At 68.5% G+C, this 15,982-nt stretch carries 18 protein-coding genes; 9 read left to right on the top strand and 9 right to left on the bottom strand.

From position 1 onward, the window contains the following. Position 1 precedes the first annotated feature (1 nt). The 4 genes from AC5P7U_RS19410 to sufT all read right to left on the bottom strand — a co-directional run bounded on the left by AC5P7U_RS19410 (position 2) and on the right by sufT (position 2,866). Entirely contained in the window at positions 2-337 is a 336-nt protein-coding gene (locus tag AC5P7U_RS19410; RefSeq protein ID WP_004154344.1) for a transcriptional regulator, read from the bottom strand. Beyond that, entirely contained in the window at positions 334-990 is a 657-nt protein-coding gene (locus AC5P7U_RS19405) for a hypothetical protein (RefSeq protein WP_004154342.1), read from the bottom strand. Before AC5P7U_RS19405 ends, AC5P7U_RS19410 begins: the two co-directional genes overlap by 4 nt. 170 nt (positions 991-1,160) lie before the next feature. Then, the gene (locus tag AC5P7U_RS19400) at positions 1,161-2,255 is read right to left on the bottom strand and encodes a branched-chain amino acid aminotransferase (RefSeq protein WP_004154341.1); all 1,095 of its coding nucleotides are present in this window, start codon (positions 2,253-2,255) and stop codon (positions 1,161-1,163) included. A gap of 59 nt (positions 2,256-2,314) precedes the next feature. Then, complete coding sequence (gene sufT / locus AC5P7U_RS19395; protein WP_004144911.1) at positions 2,315-2,866, bottom strand: putative Fe-S cluster assembly protein SufT; 552 nt, start codon at positions 2,864-2,866, stop codon at positions 2,315-2,317. A gap of 122 nt (positions 2,867-2,988) precedes the next feature. On the opposite strand from sufT, the gene AC5P7U_RS19390 reads away from it, so the two are divergent. After that, the gene (locus tag AC5P7U_RS19390) at positions 2,989-3,408 is read left to right on the top strand and encodes a hypothetical protein (protein WP_049457537.1); all 420 of its coding nucleotides are present in this window, start codon (positions 2,989-2,991) and stop codon (positions 3,406-3,408) included. 89 nt (positions 3,409-3,497) lie between these two features. On the opposite strand, the gene AC5P7U_RS19385 is transcribed toward AC5P7U_RS19390, so the two are convergent. After that, positions 3,498-4,958, bottom strand: coding sequence for an NAD(P)(+) transhydrogenase (Re/Si-specific) subunit beta (locus AC5P7U_RS19385; protein WP_004154337.1), 1,461 nt, complete (start codon positions 4,956-4,958; stop codon positions 3,498-3,500). Then, the gene (locus AC5P7U_RS19380) at positions 4,955-5,275 is read right to left on the bottom strand and encodes an NAD(P) transhydrogenase subunit alpha part 2 (protein ID WP_004154336.1); all 321 of its coding nucleotides are present in this window, start codon (positions 5,273-5,275) and stop codon (positions 4,955-4,957) included. The genes AC5P7U_RS19385 and AC5P7U_RS19380 overlap by 4 nt, the downstream gene beginning before the upstream one ends. Before the next feature lie 98 nt (positions 5,276-5,373). On the opposite strand from AC5P7U_RS19380, the gene AC5P7U_RS19375 reads away from it, so the two are divergent. Genes AC5P7U_RS19375 through AC5P7U_RS19365 form a run of 3 tightly spaced genes read left to right on the top strand, consistent with a single transcriptional unit; the run spans position 5,374 to position 6,747 of the window. Beyond that, positions 5,374-5,958: an RNA polymerase sigma factor gene (locus tag AC5P7U_RS19375; protein WP_164138354.1), complete on the top strand. Its 585-nt coding sequence runs from the start codon at positions 5,374-5,376 to the stop codon at positions 5,956-5,958. Further along, on the top strand, positions 5,955-6,281 hold the full coding sequence (locus AC5P7U_RS19370) for a hypothetical protein (protein ID WP_197564572.1): 327 nt from the start codon (positions 5,955-5,957) through the stop codon (positions 6,279-6,281). Before AC5P7U_RS19375 ends, AC5P7U_RS19370 begins: the two co-directional genes overlap by 4 nt. A gap of 4 nt (positions 6,282-6,285) precedes the next feature. Then, positions 6,286-6,747, top strand: a complete 462-nt coding sequence (locus AC5P7U_RS19365) for a DUF3106 domain-containing protein (protein ID WP_197564573.1) — start codon at positions 6,286-6,288, stop codon at positions 6,745-6,747. 63 nt (positions 6,748-6,810) lie between these two features. Here AC5P7U_RS19365 and AC5P7U_RS19360 read toward each other — a convergent pair whose 3' ends face one another. Together AC5P7U_RS19360 and pacR are read right to left on the bottom strand one after the other, a co-directional pair. Beyond that, complete coding sequence (locus AC5P7U_RS19360) at positions 6,811-7,890, bottom strand: NAD(P) transhydrogenase subunit alpha (protein ID WP_004154332.1); 1,080 nt, start codon at positions 7,888-7,890, stop codon at positions 6,811-6,813. Positions 7,891-7,941: 51 nt separating this feature from the next. Further along, a complete protein-coding gene (gene pacR, locus AC5P7U_RS19355; protein ID WP_308308778.1) occupies positions 7,942-10,263 on the bottom strand; it encodes a PacR family protein in 2,322 nt (773 codons plus the stop codon). A 331-nt stretch (positions 10,264-10,594) separates the two neighbouring features. Here pacR and AC5P7U_RS19350 point away from each other — a divergent pair, with 331 nt between their 5' ends. The 4 genes from AC5P7U_RS19350 to AC5P7U_RS19335 are packed head-to-tail and all read left to right on the top strand — an operon-like array spanning position 10,595 to position 13,449. Then, positions 10,595-11,176: a nitroreductase family protein gene (locus AC5P7U_RS19350; protein ID WP_065428689.1), complete on the top strand. Its 582-nt coding sequence runs from the start codon at positions 10,595-10,597 to the stop codon at positions 11,174-11,176. Then, entirely contained in the window at positions 11,173-12,108 is a 936-nt protein-coding gene (locus tag AC5P7U_RS19345) for a 5'-3' exonuclease (protein WP_308308776.1), read from the top strand. Before AC5P7U_RS19350 ends, AC5P7U_RS19345 begins: the two co-directional genes overlap by 4 nt. Beyond that, positions 12,105-12,659 (top strand): NUDIX hydrolase, encoded by a 555-nt coding sequence (locus tag AC5P7U_RS19340; RefSeq protein WP_308308775.1) that lies wholly within the window; start codon positions 12,105-12,107, stop codon positions 12,657-12,659. The genes AC5P7U_RS19345 and AC5P7U_RS19340 overlap by 4 nt, the downstream gene beginning before the upstream one ends. Next, on the top strand, positions 12,652-13,449 hold the full coding sequence (locus AC5P7U_RS19335) for an N-formylglutamate amidohydrolase (RefSeq protein WP_495221367.1): 798 nt from the start codon (positions 12,652-12,654) through the stop codon (positions 13,447-13,449). Before AC5P7U_RS19340 ends, AC5P7U_RS19335 begins: the two co-directional genes overlap by 8 nt. 77 nt (positions 13,450-13,526) lie before the next feature. On the opposite strand, the gene AC5P7U_RS19330 is transcribed toward AC5P7U_RS19335, so the two are convergent. After that, a complete protein-coding gene (locus tag AC5P7U_RS19330; protein ID WP_414554910.1) occupies positions 13,527-14,942 on the bottom strand; it encodes an MFS transporter in 1,416 nt (471 codons plus the stop codon). A gap of 105 nt (positions 14,943-15,047) precedes the next feature. On the opposite strand from AC5P7U_RS19330, the gene AC5P7U_RS19325 reads away from it, so the two are divergent. Beyond that, positions 15,048-15,932, top strand: coding sequence for a LysR family transcriptional regulator (locus tag AC5P7U_RS19325; protein ID WP_197565136.1), 885 nt, complete (start codon positions 15,048-15,050; stop codon positions 15,930-15,932). Positions 15,933-15,982 lie beyond the last annotated feature (50 nt).

Genomic DNA, 15,982 nt, shown 5'->3' with positions numbered 1-15,982 from the left:
GTCAGGGCTCCTTGCGATCCGGAACGGGAATACCGGCGACGATTGCCGCCAGCTGCGTGCGGTACTCGGTAAGGGCCTGTCGCCCCACCGGCGTCAGCTGCAGGGTGGTCAGGGGACGCTTGCCCCGGAACGTCTTGTCGATGGCAACCAGCCCGGCCGCCTCCAACTTGCTCAGATGGCTGGACAGATTGCCTTTGCTCAGGCCACTGAGATGCTCGACGAAACCGAACTCGGCCGATTCGGCGCCGGCCAGGATCGACAGGATCAGGAGGCGTGCCGGTTCGTGGATCAGGCGATCAAGCTGCAGCAGCGTGCGGGCATCAGGCAATCTGCTCATTCGGGGTGTGCCCGCCCCGCCACGAACATGCGCATCTCGGCCTGCAGGCGGAGGAAGCGCTGGTGATCACGCCAGCCGACGACGATCAGCGCGATGGACGCCAGCGGGAACACGGCGGTGCTCGGCCCGAACCCATAGGTCTGCCCGGTGAAGGCCAGCGCGGCCTGGCACATCAGGAACACGCCCACGATGAACTCCAGGGGAGTACGCAGCCAACGCCACACCACCCAGGGCAGCATCGCCACCACCCCGAGGTAACCGAGTGCGCGCAGGTCCCAGGGCCGCTCCCCCATCGGGGCCAGGCGGGTCAGCACGCTGCCGACCACCAGCACGCTCACCAGCGCGGTGAAGGCGATGAAGAATCGCTGGAAATTGCGCTCGACCGGCGTGACCTGCTCCTCGACCTGGCCCAGCCGCTGGTAGTAGCGACGCGCAAGCCACTGCTTGCCGACGATCCACAGCACGGGCATGGCGATCAGCACGATGCGCAGCGCCAGGGTGGTCGGCAACAGGACGCCGGCCAGGAAAGAGGCCAGGCAGGCAACGCCACCAGCCATCGCCGACAGGCCGCCGGCGCTTCGCGAGTACCGCGAGTATTCACGGGTCAGCGCCTGCAGGCGCGAGGAAGGGTCGATGACGGATGGCTGCTGCATGACATGCTCCATCGGGGGCGCTTGAATTAAGTTTGCACTGCAAACCTATTTGCGTCAACCAATTCCGGCAGCGATCCGGCGGCCCCATAACGCAGAAAGCCCGTCACGGGGGACGGGCTTTCCGGGAACGCGGTCGAGCCTGGCTCGACGCTACCGTTCACTGCGGGCAATCAACCCAGCTTGACCAGCCAGTTGTGGCGGTCCGGCAGACGGCCGTACTGGATGTCGGTCAGTTCCTTGCGCAGCGACATGGTCACTTCGCCGGCCGGCGCGTTGATGTCGCCGACCGAGAAGCCCTCGCCCTTCAACTGGCCAATCGGAGTGACCACCGCCGCAGTGCCGCAGGCGAACACTTCGCTGATCGCACCGGAGGCCACACCGTCCTTCCACTCGTCGATGCTGACCTTGCGCTCCTCGACCTTCATGCCGCGGTCGCGCGCCAGCTGCAGGATGCTCTCGCGGGTGATGCCCTCAAGGATGCTGCCGGACAGCTCCGGGGTGACCAGCGTGCCGTCCTTGTAGACCAGGAACACGTTCATGCCGCCCAGTTCTTCCAGGTACTTGCCTTCGACCGGGTCGAGGAACAGTACCTGCGAGCAGCCCTGGGCCTGCGCCTTCTGCTGCGGCAGCAGCGAGGCGGCGTAGTTGCCACCGCACTTGGCCGCACCGGTGCCGCCCTTGGCTGCACGCGCGTACTCGGTGGACAGCCAGATCGATACCGGGGCCACGCCCTTGGCGAAGTACGGGCCGGCCGGGCTGGCGATGACGTAGTAGCCGGCCTTGTGCGCGCCGCGCACGCCGAGGAAGGCTTCGTCGCCGATCATGAACGGACGGAAGTACAGGCTGGACTCGTCGGCCGACGGCACCCAGGCGCTGTCCACCGCGATCAGCTGCTTCAGCGATTCAACGAAGATCTCCACCGGCAGTTCCGGCAGCGCCAGGCGCTGCGCCGAACGCTGCAGGCGACGGCCGTTGGCATCCGGGCGGAAGGTCCAGATCGAACCGTCGGCGTGGCGGTAGGCCTTGATGCCTTCGAAGATTTCCTGGCCGTAGTGCAGCACGGCTGCAGCCGGGTCCAGCTGCAGCGGGCCGTAGGCGCGCACGTTGGCGTTGTGCCAGCCGGCATCCTTGTCCCAGCGCACTTCCACCATGTGATCGGTGAAGTGCAGGCCGAAGCCCGGCTTCTCCAGGATCTGGGCGCGCTCTTCAGCGCTGCGCGGGTGGTCCGAACGGGTGACGGCGAAGCTGGGAATGGACTGGGACACCGGAGATTTCCTGTTCTGGTTGCGGGTAGTGCCGGGCCCGCGTCGCTGCGGGCCGTGGGTCAAAGCATGCCGGTCTCGAGCCGCGCCGCTTCGGACATCATGTGCTGGTTCCACGGCGGGTCGAATACCAGCTCGACGTCGGCCTCGGCCACCGTCGGGATCATTTCGAGCTTGCTGCGCACATCATCGACCAGGATGTCACCCATGCCGCAGGCCGGTGCGGTCAGGGTCATCTTCACGTCGATCTCGCGCTGGCCTTCGTCCAGGTGCTTGATCTCGACCTCATAGACCAGGCCCAGTTCGACGATGTTCACCGGAATTTCCGGGTCGAAGCAGGTGCGAAGCTGCTGCCACACCAGCTGTTCCACCTGTTCATCGGTGGCATCGGCGGGCAGCTCCAGCGGTGCCGGGGCCTCCTTGCCGATGGCGTCGCCGTCCTTGCCGGCGATGCGGAACAGGTTGCCCTCGACGAACACCGAATAACTGCCACCCAACGCCTGGGTGATGTACCCATAGCTGCCGGCGGGCAGGGTCACGGTATCGCCCTGCGGGACCATCACGGCCTCGCAATCGCGTTCGAAGTGGACAGGTTCGCTGCTACGGGAATACATGGGGACCGATATGGGGCCGTGGCCGAGGCCACGCAAGACGGCATTCTAGCCCAGCCGTCCTGCCACCGCCGGTGCACTGCGGCAAACCACAGTATCCTGTGGGCGATCTTCTGGGAGCTTCGATGTCCTCCAATGCCGCGCGTGCCAGGACCGTGACCTGGCTCTGGCCCTTCATGCTGTTGCTGGGCCTGGTTGTTGCTCCCCTTGCCTGGATGGTGCTGGCGCTGATGACCGGTCGGCAGGTCGGCTGGATGGCGGTACTGACCGCGCTGGAACTGGTGTTCATGCTGCGCATGGGCACGCTGGGGCCGGGCCGCCTGCGCATCGCGCTGGTCGTGCTGGGCACGCTGCTGGTCGCCGCCGTGGCCAACTGGACCATCGCCAGCGCCTGGATGGGCGGCTCGATCGGGCTGGGCCTGTGGGACGCCAGCCTGCGCATGGGTCCGCACCTGGCCTGGACCCTGATCACCCTGGCCAATGGCGCGATGGAATGGCTGTGGCTGGCCGTGGCCGTGATCGTCGGCGCCTGGCTGGCGCGCTGATCGTACCGGCAGGTAGTGCCGGCCGCTGGCCGGCAGAAGCGTGCGGACCAGGGTCCGCACCTACCGCCCCCGCGGATCCGACCCGGCCTTCAGTGCCCGCCGTCGAGCGCCTTCAGTTCACTTACCAGTGAGGCCGCCGCTTCAGCACCATCGCCGTACAGCATGCGGGTGTTGTCGGCGTAGAACAGCGCATTCTCGATGCCGGCAAAGCCGGTACCCTTGCCGCGCTTGATCACCACTACATTGCGCGCGTTGACCACGTCCAGCACCGGCATGCCGTAGATCGGGCTGGCCGGATCGGTACGCGCGACCGGATTGACCACGTCGTTGGCACCGATCACCAGCACCACGTCGGTGTTGGCGAACTCCGGGTTGATGTCATCCATGTCGGCGATCAGGTCATAGGGCACACCGGCCTCGGCCAGCAGCACGTTCATGTGCCCGGGCATGCGCCCGGCCACCGGATGGATGGCGAACTTCACCTTCACCCCGCGCTGGCCCAGCCGCTGCGCCAGTTCCCAGATCTTGTGCTGCGCCTGCGCGACCGCCATGCCATAGCCGGGCACGATCACCACGCGCTCGGCGAAGGCCATCATCGCGGCCACGTCGGCCGCTTCGATCGGCTTCTGCGAACCGGAGATCGCCTGCGCCTCGCCCCCGGCCCCGCCACCGAAGTTGGAGAACAGCACATTGCGGATCGGCCGGTTCATCGCCTTGGCCATCAACCGCGTCAGCAGGATGCCCGCCGCACCGACCATCATGCCGGCGATGATCAGCGCCTCGTTGCCCAGCACATAGCCTTCGAACGACACCGCCAGGCCGGTGAACGCGTTGTACAGCGAGATCACCACCGGCATGTCGGCGCCACCGATCGGCAGCGTCATCAACACGCCCAGCGCCAGCGCCAGCACGAAGAAGGCGACGATCGCCCAGGTGCTGAGCGTGGTGGCGGCGATGATCGCCAGCACCACCACCGCAAGCGCCACCACCAGGTTCATCACCTGCTGGCCCGGCCAGGTCACCCGCTTGTCGAGGCGGCCATCCAGCTTGGCCCAAGCGATCACCGAGCCGGACAGTGACACCGCGCCGATCGCCGCACCCACCACCGCCAGCAGCAACACCGTGCCCGACGGTTGGCGCGCGGCCAGGTCGGCCAGTGCCTGCTCGCTCCAGTGCGTGGTGTCACGGTGGGCCAGGAAGGCATAGCGCAGCAGCTCCACTGCGCCGATGGCCGCGGCCGAACCGCCACCCATGCCGTTGTACAGCGCCACCATCTGCGGCATGTCGGTGATGGCAACCTTGCCGGCCGACCACCAGGCCAGCCCCGCGCCGAGCAGCAGCGCCACCAGGATCAACGGCACGTTGTGCAGTTCGGGCAGGAAGAAGGTCGCCACCGTGGCCAGCAGCATGCCCAGCCCGGCCCAGCGGATGCCGCTGCGTGCGGTCAGCGGCGAGGCCATGCGCTGCAGGCCCAGCAGGAACAGCGTAGCGGCGACGAGGTAGCTGGCCTTGACCAGCCAGTCGAGCAGTTCGACGGTGCTGATGTTCAAGCCTGCGGCTCCTTCGGTTCGTCCTTGACGCCCTTTGGCGCGCTCGGCTTGAACATTTCCAGCATGCGCACGGTGACCACGTAGCCACCGGCGGCGTTGCCGGCGCCGAGCACCACGGCGAGGAAGCCCAGCGCTTTTTCCAGCGGCGTCTGCGCATGCCCCAGCACCACCATCGCACCGATCAGCACGATGCCGTGGATGAAGTTGGAACCCGACATCAGCGGGGTGTGCAGGATCACCGGCACCCGCGAAATGATCACGTGGCCGGCAATGGCCGCCAGCATGAAGATGTACAGCGCTACGAACCCGTCACTCACTGGCAACGCTCCCGCTCTGTCTTCGTCGGCCCATCATAACCACGGGCTGAACCCGGCGCGTACCCCGCGTCAACCGAAGCGACGCTCACGCGTTGTCGATGGTGACCCCGAGCGAGGAACCGTACCCTGTGCTGGTGAGCAGCCCCGTCCCCCCGAGCGCCGAGACCGATGCCCTGCCGGCGTCGCTGGAAGCGTTCCTGGCCAGCGTCGGCCCGCGTGCGTTCCGCTTCGCCGAGGCCGGCCTGCGCCAGCGCGAAGACGCCATGGATGCGGTGCAGGACGCACTGATGCGCATGCTGGACTATGCCGACAAGCCGGCCGCCGAGTGGGCGCCGCTGTTCTGGAGCATCCTGCGCCGACGCGTGATCGACCTGCAGCGCCGGCGCCGCTTCCGCCTGCCGTTCTGGCGCGACAACCAGGACGCCGACGGGGGCGAGATCGACTGGGCCGACCCCGGCCCGGACCCGGCGCAGGCGCATGAGCAGCGCCAGCAGTACCAGCAGCTGGTGCAGGCACTGCGCACGCTGCCTGCGCGCCAGCGCGAGGCCTTCACCCTGCGCGTGCTGCAGGACCTGGACGGGGCCACCACCGCCCGCGCCATGGGCTGCAGCGAAGGCGCGGTAAAAACCCATCTGGCACGCGCCCGGCAGGCGCTGCAGGACTATCTGGAGACCCACCCGTGAACCGCTCCCTGCCTTCCGATGACACCCTGCGCAGCCTGCATGCGCAGTCGCTGCAGGCGCTGTCGCCGGCCACGCTGGCCCGGTTGCGCCTGGCCCGCCACGGCGCCACGGCGGCCCATCGCGGGCGCTGGCGCTGGTGGCTGGCCAGTGCCTGTTCGCTGGTGGTCGCGCTGGGTATCGGCCTGCAGTTCAGCGGCCACGGCCCCCTGGCGGGCCCGGCACCGGCTCCGGTGCTGGCCTCGGTGGAAGACAACAGCGCGCTGTACGACGAAAATCCCGATCTGTACCTGTGGCTGGGCGATACCGACCTGGCGATGGAGTGAAGCCATGCCCCGTTTGAACATCCTGCCGCTGTTGTTGAGCCTGTCACTGCTGCCGGCCGTCCCGGCGCTGGCGCAGAGCGCCGCGCACGCTCCTGCCGCGCGCGCCCTGCCGGCCGCGCCCCTGCCGGCGTGGGAACAGCTGAGTGAAGCCCAGCGCGAATCCCTGCTGGCACCGCTGCGCGACCGCTGGAACGGCGCCGATGCCGGCCAGCGCCAGCGCATGCTCTCGCATGGCCAGCGCTGGCAGTCGATGAGCCCGGAGGAGCGCGACAAGGCCCGTCGTGGCCTGCGCCGCTTCGAGCACATGAGCCCGGAACAGCGCGAACAGGCGCGTGCCCTGTTCGGGCAGATGCGCGACATGCCACCTGCGCAGCGCGAAGCCCTGCGTGAGCGCTGGTCGCAGATGACGCCGGAACAGCGCAAGGACTGGGTGCGCGACAACCCGCCGCCGGCGAAGCCACGGTAAGCCTTCGGGATAGCGGGGATCAGATCCCTTTGCCAGCGGCAAAGGGATCTGATCCCACGTCATTCACGACTGCCAGCGCGTCTTCGCCAGCAGTTCGTCTTCCCAATCGAAGCCGAGCTGGCCCTCGCGCACGAACAGCGCGACGAAGTTGAGCAGGTTGCGCGCATACATTTCGCTGGCCTGCGTCGCACCACGACTGGCCAGGCCCAGCGGGCCATCGATGGTCACCCCTTGATGCTCGATGCACTGCCCTGGCTGGGTCAGCGCGCAGTTGCCGCCGCTCTCTGCGGCCAGATCGACAATCACGCTGCCGGTGGCCATGCCCTCCACCATCACCGCGGTCACGATGGTCGGTGCCGGGCGCCCCGGCACTGCCGCCGTGCAGATCACCACATCGACGCCGCGCAGATGGTCGGCCAGGCGGCGCTGCTGTTCGGCGCGCTCCTCATCGGTGAGCGCGCGCGCATAGCCGCCCTCGCCGGCCGCGCTCACGCCCAGGTCGAGGAAGCGCGCACCCAGCGACTGGATCTGCTCGCGGGTTTCCGGGCGCACGTCGAAGCCCTCCACCTGCGCGCCGAGCCGGCGCGCGGTGGCAATCGCCTGCAACCCGGCCACGCCGGCACCGATCACCAGCACCTTGGCCGGCCGCACGGTACCGGCGGCGGTGGTCAGCATCGGGAAGAAGCGCGGCGCGCGTTCGGCGGCGATCAGCGCGGCCTTGTAGCCGGCCATGCCGGCCTGCGAACTGAGCACGTCCATCGCCTGCGCGCGGGTGGTGCGCGGCAGCTGCTGCAGCGGGAACAGGTGCAGACGATCGTCGGCAGCGAGTGCAGCCAGGGCCGGATCGCTGGCCGGGGTCAGCAACCCGACCACGCTGGCACCCGGCTTGAGCTTTTCCAGCACCCCCGCAGGCGGTGCCTGCACGCACAGCAGGATGTCGATCTCGCCCCAGCGCTGTGCATCGAACGCACGGGCACCGGCATCGTCATAGGCGGCATCGGTGAAACCCGCCGCGAGGCCGGCACCGCTTTCGTACCAGACGGTGATGCCCAGGGCACCGAGCTTGCGCGCGGTCTCCGGCGTCAGCGCCACACGCCGTTCGCCCGGCGCGGTCTCCTTGATCCCCAGCAACGCCACGGCCATGCAGGTCCCCGCTGATCGGTGAGTTTTCCCGATCCTAGCAGGCGGCCCCGCTCAATGCAGGGTGGCGCTGCCCGGGTCCAATCGATCGATCACACCCTGCATCGCGCTGTCGAAGGCGCCATCGTCAACGTGGGCACGCAGGCGGCCCAGCCGCACCATCACCGCCAGCTCTTCCGGCGAGGCCACGCAGAAGCGCACACCGCGGCGGTTCACGAACAGCAGGCGCGAAGAGATCGGGCTGACCCAGGACAACTTGCCGGCCTGGACCTTGCCGTCCTTGTCGACGAAGTCCAGCCAGTTGCCGATTTCCATGCGACGGAAGCGATCGGCGTCGGCATTGTCGAAGTCATCGGCATCGATCTGGCCTCCCAGTTCCACTGCCGGCGATTCGGCCACCGGCGGTGCCGGCAGTGCGACCTGCGGCAGCTCCGGCAGCGCGCGCTGCAGCTCCGGCCGGGACTCGGCAATGCCCTGCAGGGTGTCATGCAGGGCGTCGATGGCGCCGGTCGCCGCGTCGCCATGTACGCCGACACTGGCGAACACCTTGGCCAGCGCCGGCTGCCAGGCCTGCAGCCACGGCTTGCCGACGATCTGGCGGCGGGCCTCGGCCACTTCCTCCAGCAGGCCGTCGCCCAGGCCCAGGGCCTCGGCCACCGACGCGCCCTCCTCGCCCTCGCGCAGCAGCGCCAGGGTCAGGTGGTGCTGCCACGGCTGGCGCAGGAACTCGGCGATGGCCGGCGGCAAAGTGGCGTCACCGATACGGCGATCCAGCTCCGCCCCGGCACGGCTGCGGGCCATCTCCAGCTTTTCCTGGCCGCGCTGGGTCTCGGCGGCACGGCGCTCGGCGATTTCCACACGGCGGCGATGCTGCACCAGGAACTCGCGGAATTCTTCTTCCAGGGTCAGGAAGATCGCCAGGTTCTCGTTGAACTCGGCCACCAGGCGCTCGATGATTTCCTCGACCTTGGCCATCAGCATGCGCTCGGCCTGGCTCTCGCCGGTGTTGCCTTCGCAGGCCTCGGCCAGCGAATTGAGCAGCTTGCGGGCCGGGTGGGTCTTCTGCACGAACATGCGGCGGTCGAGCATCGCGACCTTGACGAACGGCACCACCAGGCGGCCGATCAGCTCGCGCGAGCGGCCTTCCAGTTCGCGCTCGTCCAGCATCACATCGAACAGCATGCCGACCAGGTCGATCGCATCTTCGTCCTGCGGGTCCAGCCGGGTCTGGCCCGGATCGACGCCGAGGCGGGTGGCACTGGACAGCACCTCGCTCTTCAGGCGCTGCGCCAATGATTCACCATCCTCGCCGATCGCTGCACGCAGCGTCGCACTGGGCGTGGCCTGCAGCAGCGACAACACCGACATCATCTCGCGCTGGCTGAGCGGACGCTGCTGGCCGATCGCCACCTGCGCGGCCGACGTCGCATCCTCGCGTACGTGGCGGGTCTGCTGCAGCAGTTCGTGCAGCGCTTCCAGCAGCATGCCCTGCTGGCCGGCGTAGGCCTCGCCAGTCCCGCTGTCTTCGCCCGGCAGGTGCTGCTGCATGTGGCCACGCCGCTCGGACCAGCGCGCGGCAAAGCGCTGTGCCCAGGCCGGCGCGGCCTGTTCGTCATCGCCGAACTCAGTGTCGAAGCCCGCGCCCTGCCGCTGTTCCACCAGGTCGTCTAGGGCCGAGGCCATGCGCGGGTCGGGCGCGGCCGACGGCGGACGCCGTGGCGCCCCCATCTGCGACATCACGCCGGCCGCAGCCAGTTGTTCGTCGAGCTTTTCGTAGATGCGGCCGACCGGTGCGCGCAGGTCACGCTCGCACAGCTTGATCAGCACCAGGTGCACTTCCGGGGCCAGTTCACAGCCGGCAAAGGCTTCGTGGATGGCGACACCCAGGTGCTCGGGGCTGATCGGGTTGTGATCGGCATCCAGTTCGCTGCCACCGATCAGCCGGCCCAGTCGGCGGTCGAGCCGCGCCAGCACCGGTTTGAAGTCACGCAGCAGCACGGTGGCGAAGTTGCGCACCGCCAGCCGCGATTCCAGCACATGTTCCGCCAACAGGCTCAGGCCGTCCTCGGCCGGGCCGGACAGGGTCGTTTCGGCCGACAGCGGTTCACCGCTGGCCAGCGCCTCCCAGGCCCGCTGCAGATGGCCCGCAAAGGCGGCCGCGATATCCTCGCGGCGGCGGCGCAGTTCACGCATCGCATCCAGGAACAGCAGCTGCGACGAACCGGCATTGCCGGCCCGGTCGAACAGCGCATCGTCGAACCGCGCCAGTGCGGCCCCGAAGGCCTGGCACAGCGCCGGCAGGACCATGTCCCGGGCACGCTGGAGCTGGGCCGGGTCACGCCCCGGCGATCCCATCGGTGTGGGCACGCTCATCATTCGGGAAGGCTCCCCACCTTCTCTGGTACGACAGACAGCATGGACATCGCGACGGCCGGCACACCCCATGCACCGGTACGTCGATGGTAGGCCGGCCAGCCCGTCGCGGACAGTGAAACAGTCCTCACTTCAAACCTCATGACCGGCGGCCCGGCAAGATAGATATCGTAAGCCGTGCAAGGCCTGCGAGGCGAGGGGAAGCGGCCGTCCGTTTCCCGCCAGTGGCATGACGTTCATCACAGTTTGATATTCAAAGGCCGGACGCGACACAAACGGCGTCGTTGACCACCCCGACTATAATCAAACACCCGTGATGACCGGTTCAGACTCCATGCCCGACCCCGCCGCCCTGCTTGCCCTGGATGCCCGCCGCTCAGTGCCCTCGCGGCAGCTCGGCGAGCCCGGACCGGACCCGGCCACCCTGCAGCGGATGCTGGCTTCGGCGGTGCGCGTGCCCGACCACGGCAAGCGCGTGCCGTTCCGCTTCCTGAAGATCGCCGGCGATGCACGTCACACTCTGGGCGACTTCCTGGTCGAACGCAGCCGCCAGCGCGACCCGCATGCCGGCGAGGCGGTATTCGAGAAGGACCGCCAGCGCTTCAGCCACGCGCCGCTGGTGATCGTGGTGGTGGCCAGCCCGCGCCCGGACCCGAAGGTGCCCGAGCAGGAGCAGCTGATGACCGCCGGCTGCGTCTGCTTCGCCCTGCTGCAGGCGGCACAGGCGCTGGGCTTCGGCGCCCAGTGGCTGACCGCGTGGATGGCGTTCGACCCCGCCGTGCAGGCCCACCTGGGCCTGGCCGCGGGCGAAAGCATCGCGGGTTTCATCCACATCGGTACTCCGAAGGCCGAGGTTCCCGAGCGCGAGCGCCCCGACCCTGCGGCGCTGCTGCGCGACTGGACGCCGCCAGCATGACCCTGCCGGCACCGGCGCCCTCGCTGTACCTGGTTGATGCCAGCATCTACGTGTTCCGCGCCTGGCACTCGCTGCCGGACCAGTTCCAGGATGCACAGGGCTGGCCGACCAACGCCGTGCACGGCTTTGCCCGCTTCCTGCTGGACCTGCTTGAGCGCGAGCGCCCGCGGCACATCGCCATCGCCTTCGACGAAGCGCTGGACAGCGGCTTCCGCCACCGCCTGTACGCGGCCTACAAGGCCAACCGCGACCCGGCCCCGGAAGCACTGAAGCGCCAGTTCGTGCACTGCAAGGCACTTTGCGCCGCGCTGGGCCTGGTGGTGCTGGCCCACCATGACTACGAGGCCGATGACCTGATCGGCAGCGCCCTGCACCAGCACCGGCACAGCCATCGTGGCGTGATCATTTCCGCCGACAAGGACCTGTCGCAGCTGCTGCTCGAACACGACGAGCAGTGGGACTACGCGCGCAACCAGCGCTGGGACGTGGCCGGCGTCAAGGCGCGGCATGGCGTGCATGCACACCAGATCGCCGACTATCTGGCGCTGTGCGGCGATGCGGTGGACAACATTCCCGGCGTCAGTGGTGTCGGCAGCAAGTCCGCCGCCGTGCTGCTGGCGCACTTCGGCAGCATGGATGCGCTGTACGAACGCCTGGACGAAGTGCCGTTCCTGCGCCTGCGCGGCGCCGCGCAGATGGCGGTGCGCCTGCGCGAGCAGCGCGAGCACGCCCTGCTGTGGCGCCAGCTGACCACCATCGCGCTGGATGCGCCGCTGGAAGGCAGCCAGCCCGGACTGCTGCGCCAGGCCGCCGACCCGGAGCTGCTCGGTGGCCTGTGCCAGACCCTGCGTTTCGGCCCGATGACCCGCCGCCGGCTGTTCGATGCCGCCGGCCTGGCCGACCCTCTTCCCATCCACAGCGAGCCCGCATGAGCCAGCGCACTACCGAAGCCCCGCGTGTCGTCTATGAAGGCAAGTACCAGCGCATGCTGGTGCGCGGCACCTGGGAATACAGCGAACGTACCCATGCCGGTGGCCTGGCGGCGATCATCATCGCCGTCACCCCCGAGGACAAGGTGCTGTTCGTCGAACAGTTCCGCGTGCCACTGCAGGCACCCACCATCGAGATGCCGGCCGGCCTGGTCGGCGACATCCATGCCGGCGAGTCGATCGAAGTCTCGGCCGTGCGCGAGCTGGAAGAGGAAACCGGCTGGACCGCCGATCACGCCGAAGTGCTGATGATCGGCCCGACCTCCTCCGGTGCCAGCAGCGAGAAGATCGCCTTCGTACGCGCCACCGGCCTGCGCCGGATCGGCGAAGGCGGCGGCGATGACAGCGAGGACATCACCGTGCACGAGATTCCGCGCGCGCAGGCCGCGGCGTGGCTGGTGCAGAAAATGGGCGAAGGCTACGAGCTGGATGCCAAGCTGTGGGCCGGCCTGTGGATGATCGAGCACCACCTGGACGGGCGCGCGCGTGGCTGACGCCGATCTGCACGCGCTGCCGGCGTTGCTGGGTGCCGACGACCCGGCGCTCTACACGATCCACCAGCCGCAGGGCGCCTCGCCGTTCCTGCTGCTGGCCGACCACGCCGGCCAGCAGGTGCCGCGTGCCCTTGCCGGCCTCGGCTTGCCGCAGGCCGAACTGGACCGCCACATCGGCTGGGACATCGGCATTGCCGGCACCACCCGCGCATTGGCCGAACGGCTCGATGCCTGGGCGATCGAACAGACCTATTCGCGGCTGCTGATCGACTGCAACCGCCCGCTGGCCTCGCCCACGCTGATCCCGGAAGTGAGCGACCACACCAGGGTGCTGGGCAACGCCGGGCTGTCGGCGGCGCAGCGGCAGCAGCGCATCGATGCGATCCACGCGCCCTACCATGCACGCATCGACGCCGAACTGGACGCACGCCGCAATGCCGCCCGCCCCACCCTGCTGGTGATGATGCACAGCTTCACCCCGGTGATGAACGGCATGCAGCGGCCGTGGCAGGCCGGCGTGCTGTACCACCAGGACACGCGATTTGCGCATGCACTGCTGCAGGCGCTGCGCGACGAAGGCGACCTGGTGGTGGGTGACAACGAACCGTACTCGGTGAGCAGCACCAGTGACTACGCAGTGCCGGTGCATGGCGAAGGCCGCGGCCTGGTGCATGTAGAGCTGGAAATCCGCCAGGACCTGATTGCCGATGCCGCCGGGCAACAGGCATGGGCCGAGCGGCTGGCGCGGATCTTCAGCGCGCTGCAGCCGCAGTTGCTGGCCCTGGCATGACCCTATCCACGCATGGCGTGGATCTACCCCACGGCGGGTAGTGCCGGCCGCTGGCCGGCAACGTCAGGGTAGTGAGATCAATGCGTTTGCCGGCCAGCGGCCGGCACGACCGCTACCGCTGCCGGGCGCAGGCCCAGCGCGATCACCACGCCGAGCATGGCGAACAGCGCGGCGCCGTACTGTGCATTGACCATGCCCTGCAGGGCATCGGGACTGGTTGCTGCCTGCGTGCCGCGCGCGGCGTTGGCGACCATCACCAGTACCGCCAGTCCCAACGCGCCGCCGATCTGCTGTGCGGTGGCGGCCATGCCAGATGCCACACCCTGCTGCGGCCCCGGCACGCCCTGCCCGGCCACGATCCACATCGCCGTCCAGCTCATGCCCTGGCCCACGCTGAGCACCACGATGCCCGGCAGCAGCGGCCAGTAGCCGGCGCCATGCGGCATCGCCAGCGCCACCGCAGCGATACCGATGGCGCCGGCGGCGAATCCCCCGGCCAGTACATGCCGTGGCGAACGCCACCGCAGCATGCGTTCGGCAATACGGATGCCGAAGGTGCACACCAGTGTCGGCAGCAGGAAGGCCATCCCGGCCTGCAGCGGGCTCCAGCCGTAGCCGTCCTGGAAGTACAGCGCCAGGAAGTAGTACTGCACGCCATAGCTGCTCATGAACGCGAAGGTCAGGCCGAGGGCCGCACGCAGGCCAGGCAGGCGCAACAGCGAAAACTGCATCAGCGGGTCACGGCTGCGCTTTTCGATCTGTACGAACACCGTCAACAGTACGGCTGAAAGCAGCAGGCAGATGAGCGTGGCCGGTGCCGTCCAGCCCCACTCCGGGCCTTGCACCAGGGTGGTGACCAGCAGGCTGCCGCCGGCAGTGACGGTGAGGCAACCGGCCAGGTCGAATGAACGGCCCTGCACCCGTGCGCCATCGGCCGGCAGCCACGCGCCGGCCGCGACCGCGCACGCCGTGGCCAGGGGAACGATCACCGCCAGCACCGCCGGCCAACCGAACGCCTGGGTCAGCACCCCGCCCAGCAACGTGCCCAACGCCAACCCGACCGCGCTGGCCATGCTCCAGATCGCCAACGCGCGGTTGCGCACCGGGCCTTCCGCGTACAGCGTGTTGATCAGCGCCAGCGTGGCCGGGAACAACAATGCAGCGCCGATGCCCTGCGCCGCGCGCGCGATGATCAGCAGGGTGGCGTTCGGCGCCAGCGCGCCCAGCAGCGAGGCCAGCGCGAACAACAGCATGCCCAGCCGGTAGAAACGGCGGCGGCCGATCAGGTCGGCGGCACGCCCACCCAGCAGCAGGCTGCCGCCGAAGGCCACGGTGTAGGCACTGACCACCCATTGCAGCTGCTGCGCGTTGATCTGCAACGCGCGGCCCATGTCATGCAGGGCGACGAAGATGATGGTGGCATCCAGGGCGATGATCAGCTGGGCAGTGGCCAGCAGGGTCAGCGCCCAGCGCGGGTACTTGAGGGGAGGCATCGGCAGTCTGGCGCGGTGGGGGAGCGCAGTCTCATTGATGCAGCCGAATCAATAAACCCCCAATCCACCATATCTGTCATGATTTTCGGCATGAATGAAGCCCCGATGGACCTCAATGCCGTGCGCATGCTGGTACAGGTGGCCGAGGCACGCAGCTTCACCGTCGCTGCCGGCCAGCTCGGCCTGAGCCAGTCCGGGCTGTCGCGCGCGATCAGCCGGCTGGAAGCCACGCTGGGGGTGAAGCTGCTGCAGCGGAACACCCGCAACGTGGCACTGACCCCGGATGGTCGCCAGTTCGTCGATCAGGTCTCGCCCCTGCTGGCCGGCCTCGACGACGCCGAGCGGCAACTGGCCGACCGCCCGTGCACACCCTCGGGCACGTTGAAGATCAGCGCACCGTCGATGTTCGGGCGCAAGGTGCTGGTGCCGCTGCTGGCGCCGCTGCTGCAGCAGCATCCGCAGCTGCAGGTGGAGGCTGTGCTCAGCGATCGTCTGGTCGACCTGGTCGAAGAAGGGTTCGATGCCGCACTGCGCACCGGCGTCATCGCCGACCAACGCATCGTCGCGCGTCCCCTGCGTCCGCTGCGCTGGGTGACCGTGGCCAGCCCGCAGTACGTGGAGCGCTGTGGCTCGCCGCTCGATGTGGCCGCGCTGCAGGATCATGCCTGCCTGGCGGTGCGCAACCTGCGTAGCGGCCGCCTGGTGGATTGGCAGTTCCTGCAGGACGGGCAACTGCGTGAGTTCACCCCACCAACGCGGATGGTGTTCGACAGCGGTGATCCGCTGGTGGAAGCGGCGATCGCCGGCATCGGCATCGTGCAGGTGATGGATTTCGCGGTGGCCGACGCGCTGGCCGATGGCCGCCTGCAACGCGTGCTGCAGCCGCTCGAAGGCCGCAGCCGTGCGTTGTCGTTGATCTACCCGCCTTCGCGCCAGCACTCACCGAAGCTGCAGATACTGGCCGACGCGCTGCTGGCCGGGGAGTGGTAGCGCCGGCCGCTGGCCGGCACCTCCAGGAATTCAACCGTCTCAGGTTTGCC

Source organism: Stenotrophomonas sp. YJH_SMC_57, from assembly GCF_059369755.1.
This window is presented reverse-complemented; position numbering and strand designations above follow the sequence as displayed.

Coding starts and splice junctions, on each gene's coding strand:
- sufT (WP_004144911.1), bottom strand. CDS start 2,866: ATGTATTCCCGTAGCAGCGAACCTGTCCACTTCGAACGCGATTGCGAG.
- AC5P7U_RS19410 (WP_004154344.1), bottom strand. CDS start 337: ATGAGCAGATTGCCTGATGCCCGCACGCTGCTGCAGCTTGATCGCCTG.
- AC5P7U_RS19360 (WP_004154332.1), bottom strand. CDS start 7,890: ATGGCCGTGGCGTTGCTGGGGATCAAGGAGACCGCGCCGGGCGAACGG.
- AC5P7U_RS19375 (WP_164138354.1), top strand. CDS start 5,374: ATGGTGACCCCGAGCGAGGAACCGTACCCTGTGCTGGTGAGCAGCCCC.
- AC5P7U_RS19345 (WP_308308776.1), top strand. CDS start 11,173: ATGACCCTGCCGGCACCGGCGCCCTCGCTGTACCTGGTTGATGCCAGC.
- AC5P7U_RS19340 (WP_308308775.1), top strand. CDS start 12,105: ATGAGCCAGCGCACTACCGAAGCCCCGCGTGTCGTCTATGAAGGCAAG.
- AC5P7U_RS19365 (WP_197564573.1), top strand. CDS start 6,286: ATGCCCCGTTTGAACATCCTGCCGCTGTTGTTGAGCCTGTCACTGCTG.
- pacR (WP_308308778.1), bottom strand. CDS start 10,263: ATGATGAGCGTGCCCACACCGATGGGATCGCCGGGGCGTGACCCGGCC.
- AC5P7U_RS19350 (WP_065428689.1), top strand. CDS start 10,595: ATGCCCGACCCCGCCGCCCTGCTTGCCCTGGATGCCCGCCGCTCAGTG.
- AC5P7U_RS19330 (WP_414554910.1), bottom strand. CDS start 14,942: ATGCCTCCCCTCAAGTACCCGCGCTGGGCGCTGACCCTGCTGGCCACT.
- AC5P7U_RS19405 (WP_004154342.1), bottom strand. CDS start 990: ATGCAGCAGCCATCCGTCATCGACCCTTCCTCGCGCCTGCAGGCGCTG.
- AC5P7U_RS19390 (WP_049457537.1), top strand. CDS start 2,989: ATGTCCTCCAATGCCGCGCGTGCCAGGACCGTGACCTGGCTCTGGCCC.
- AC5P7U_RS19325 (WP_197565136.1), top strand. CDS start 15,048: ATGGACCTCAATGCCGTGCGCATGCTGGTACAGGTGGCCGAGGCACGC.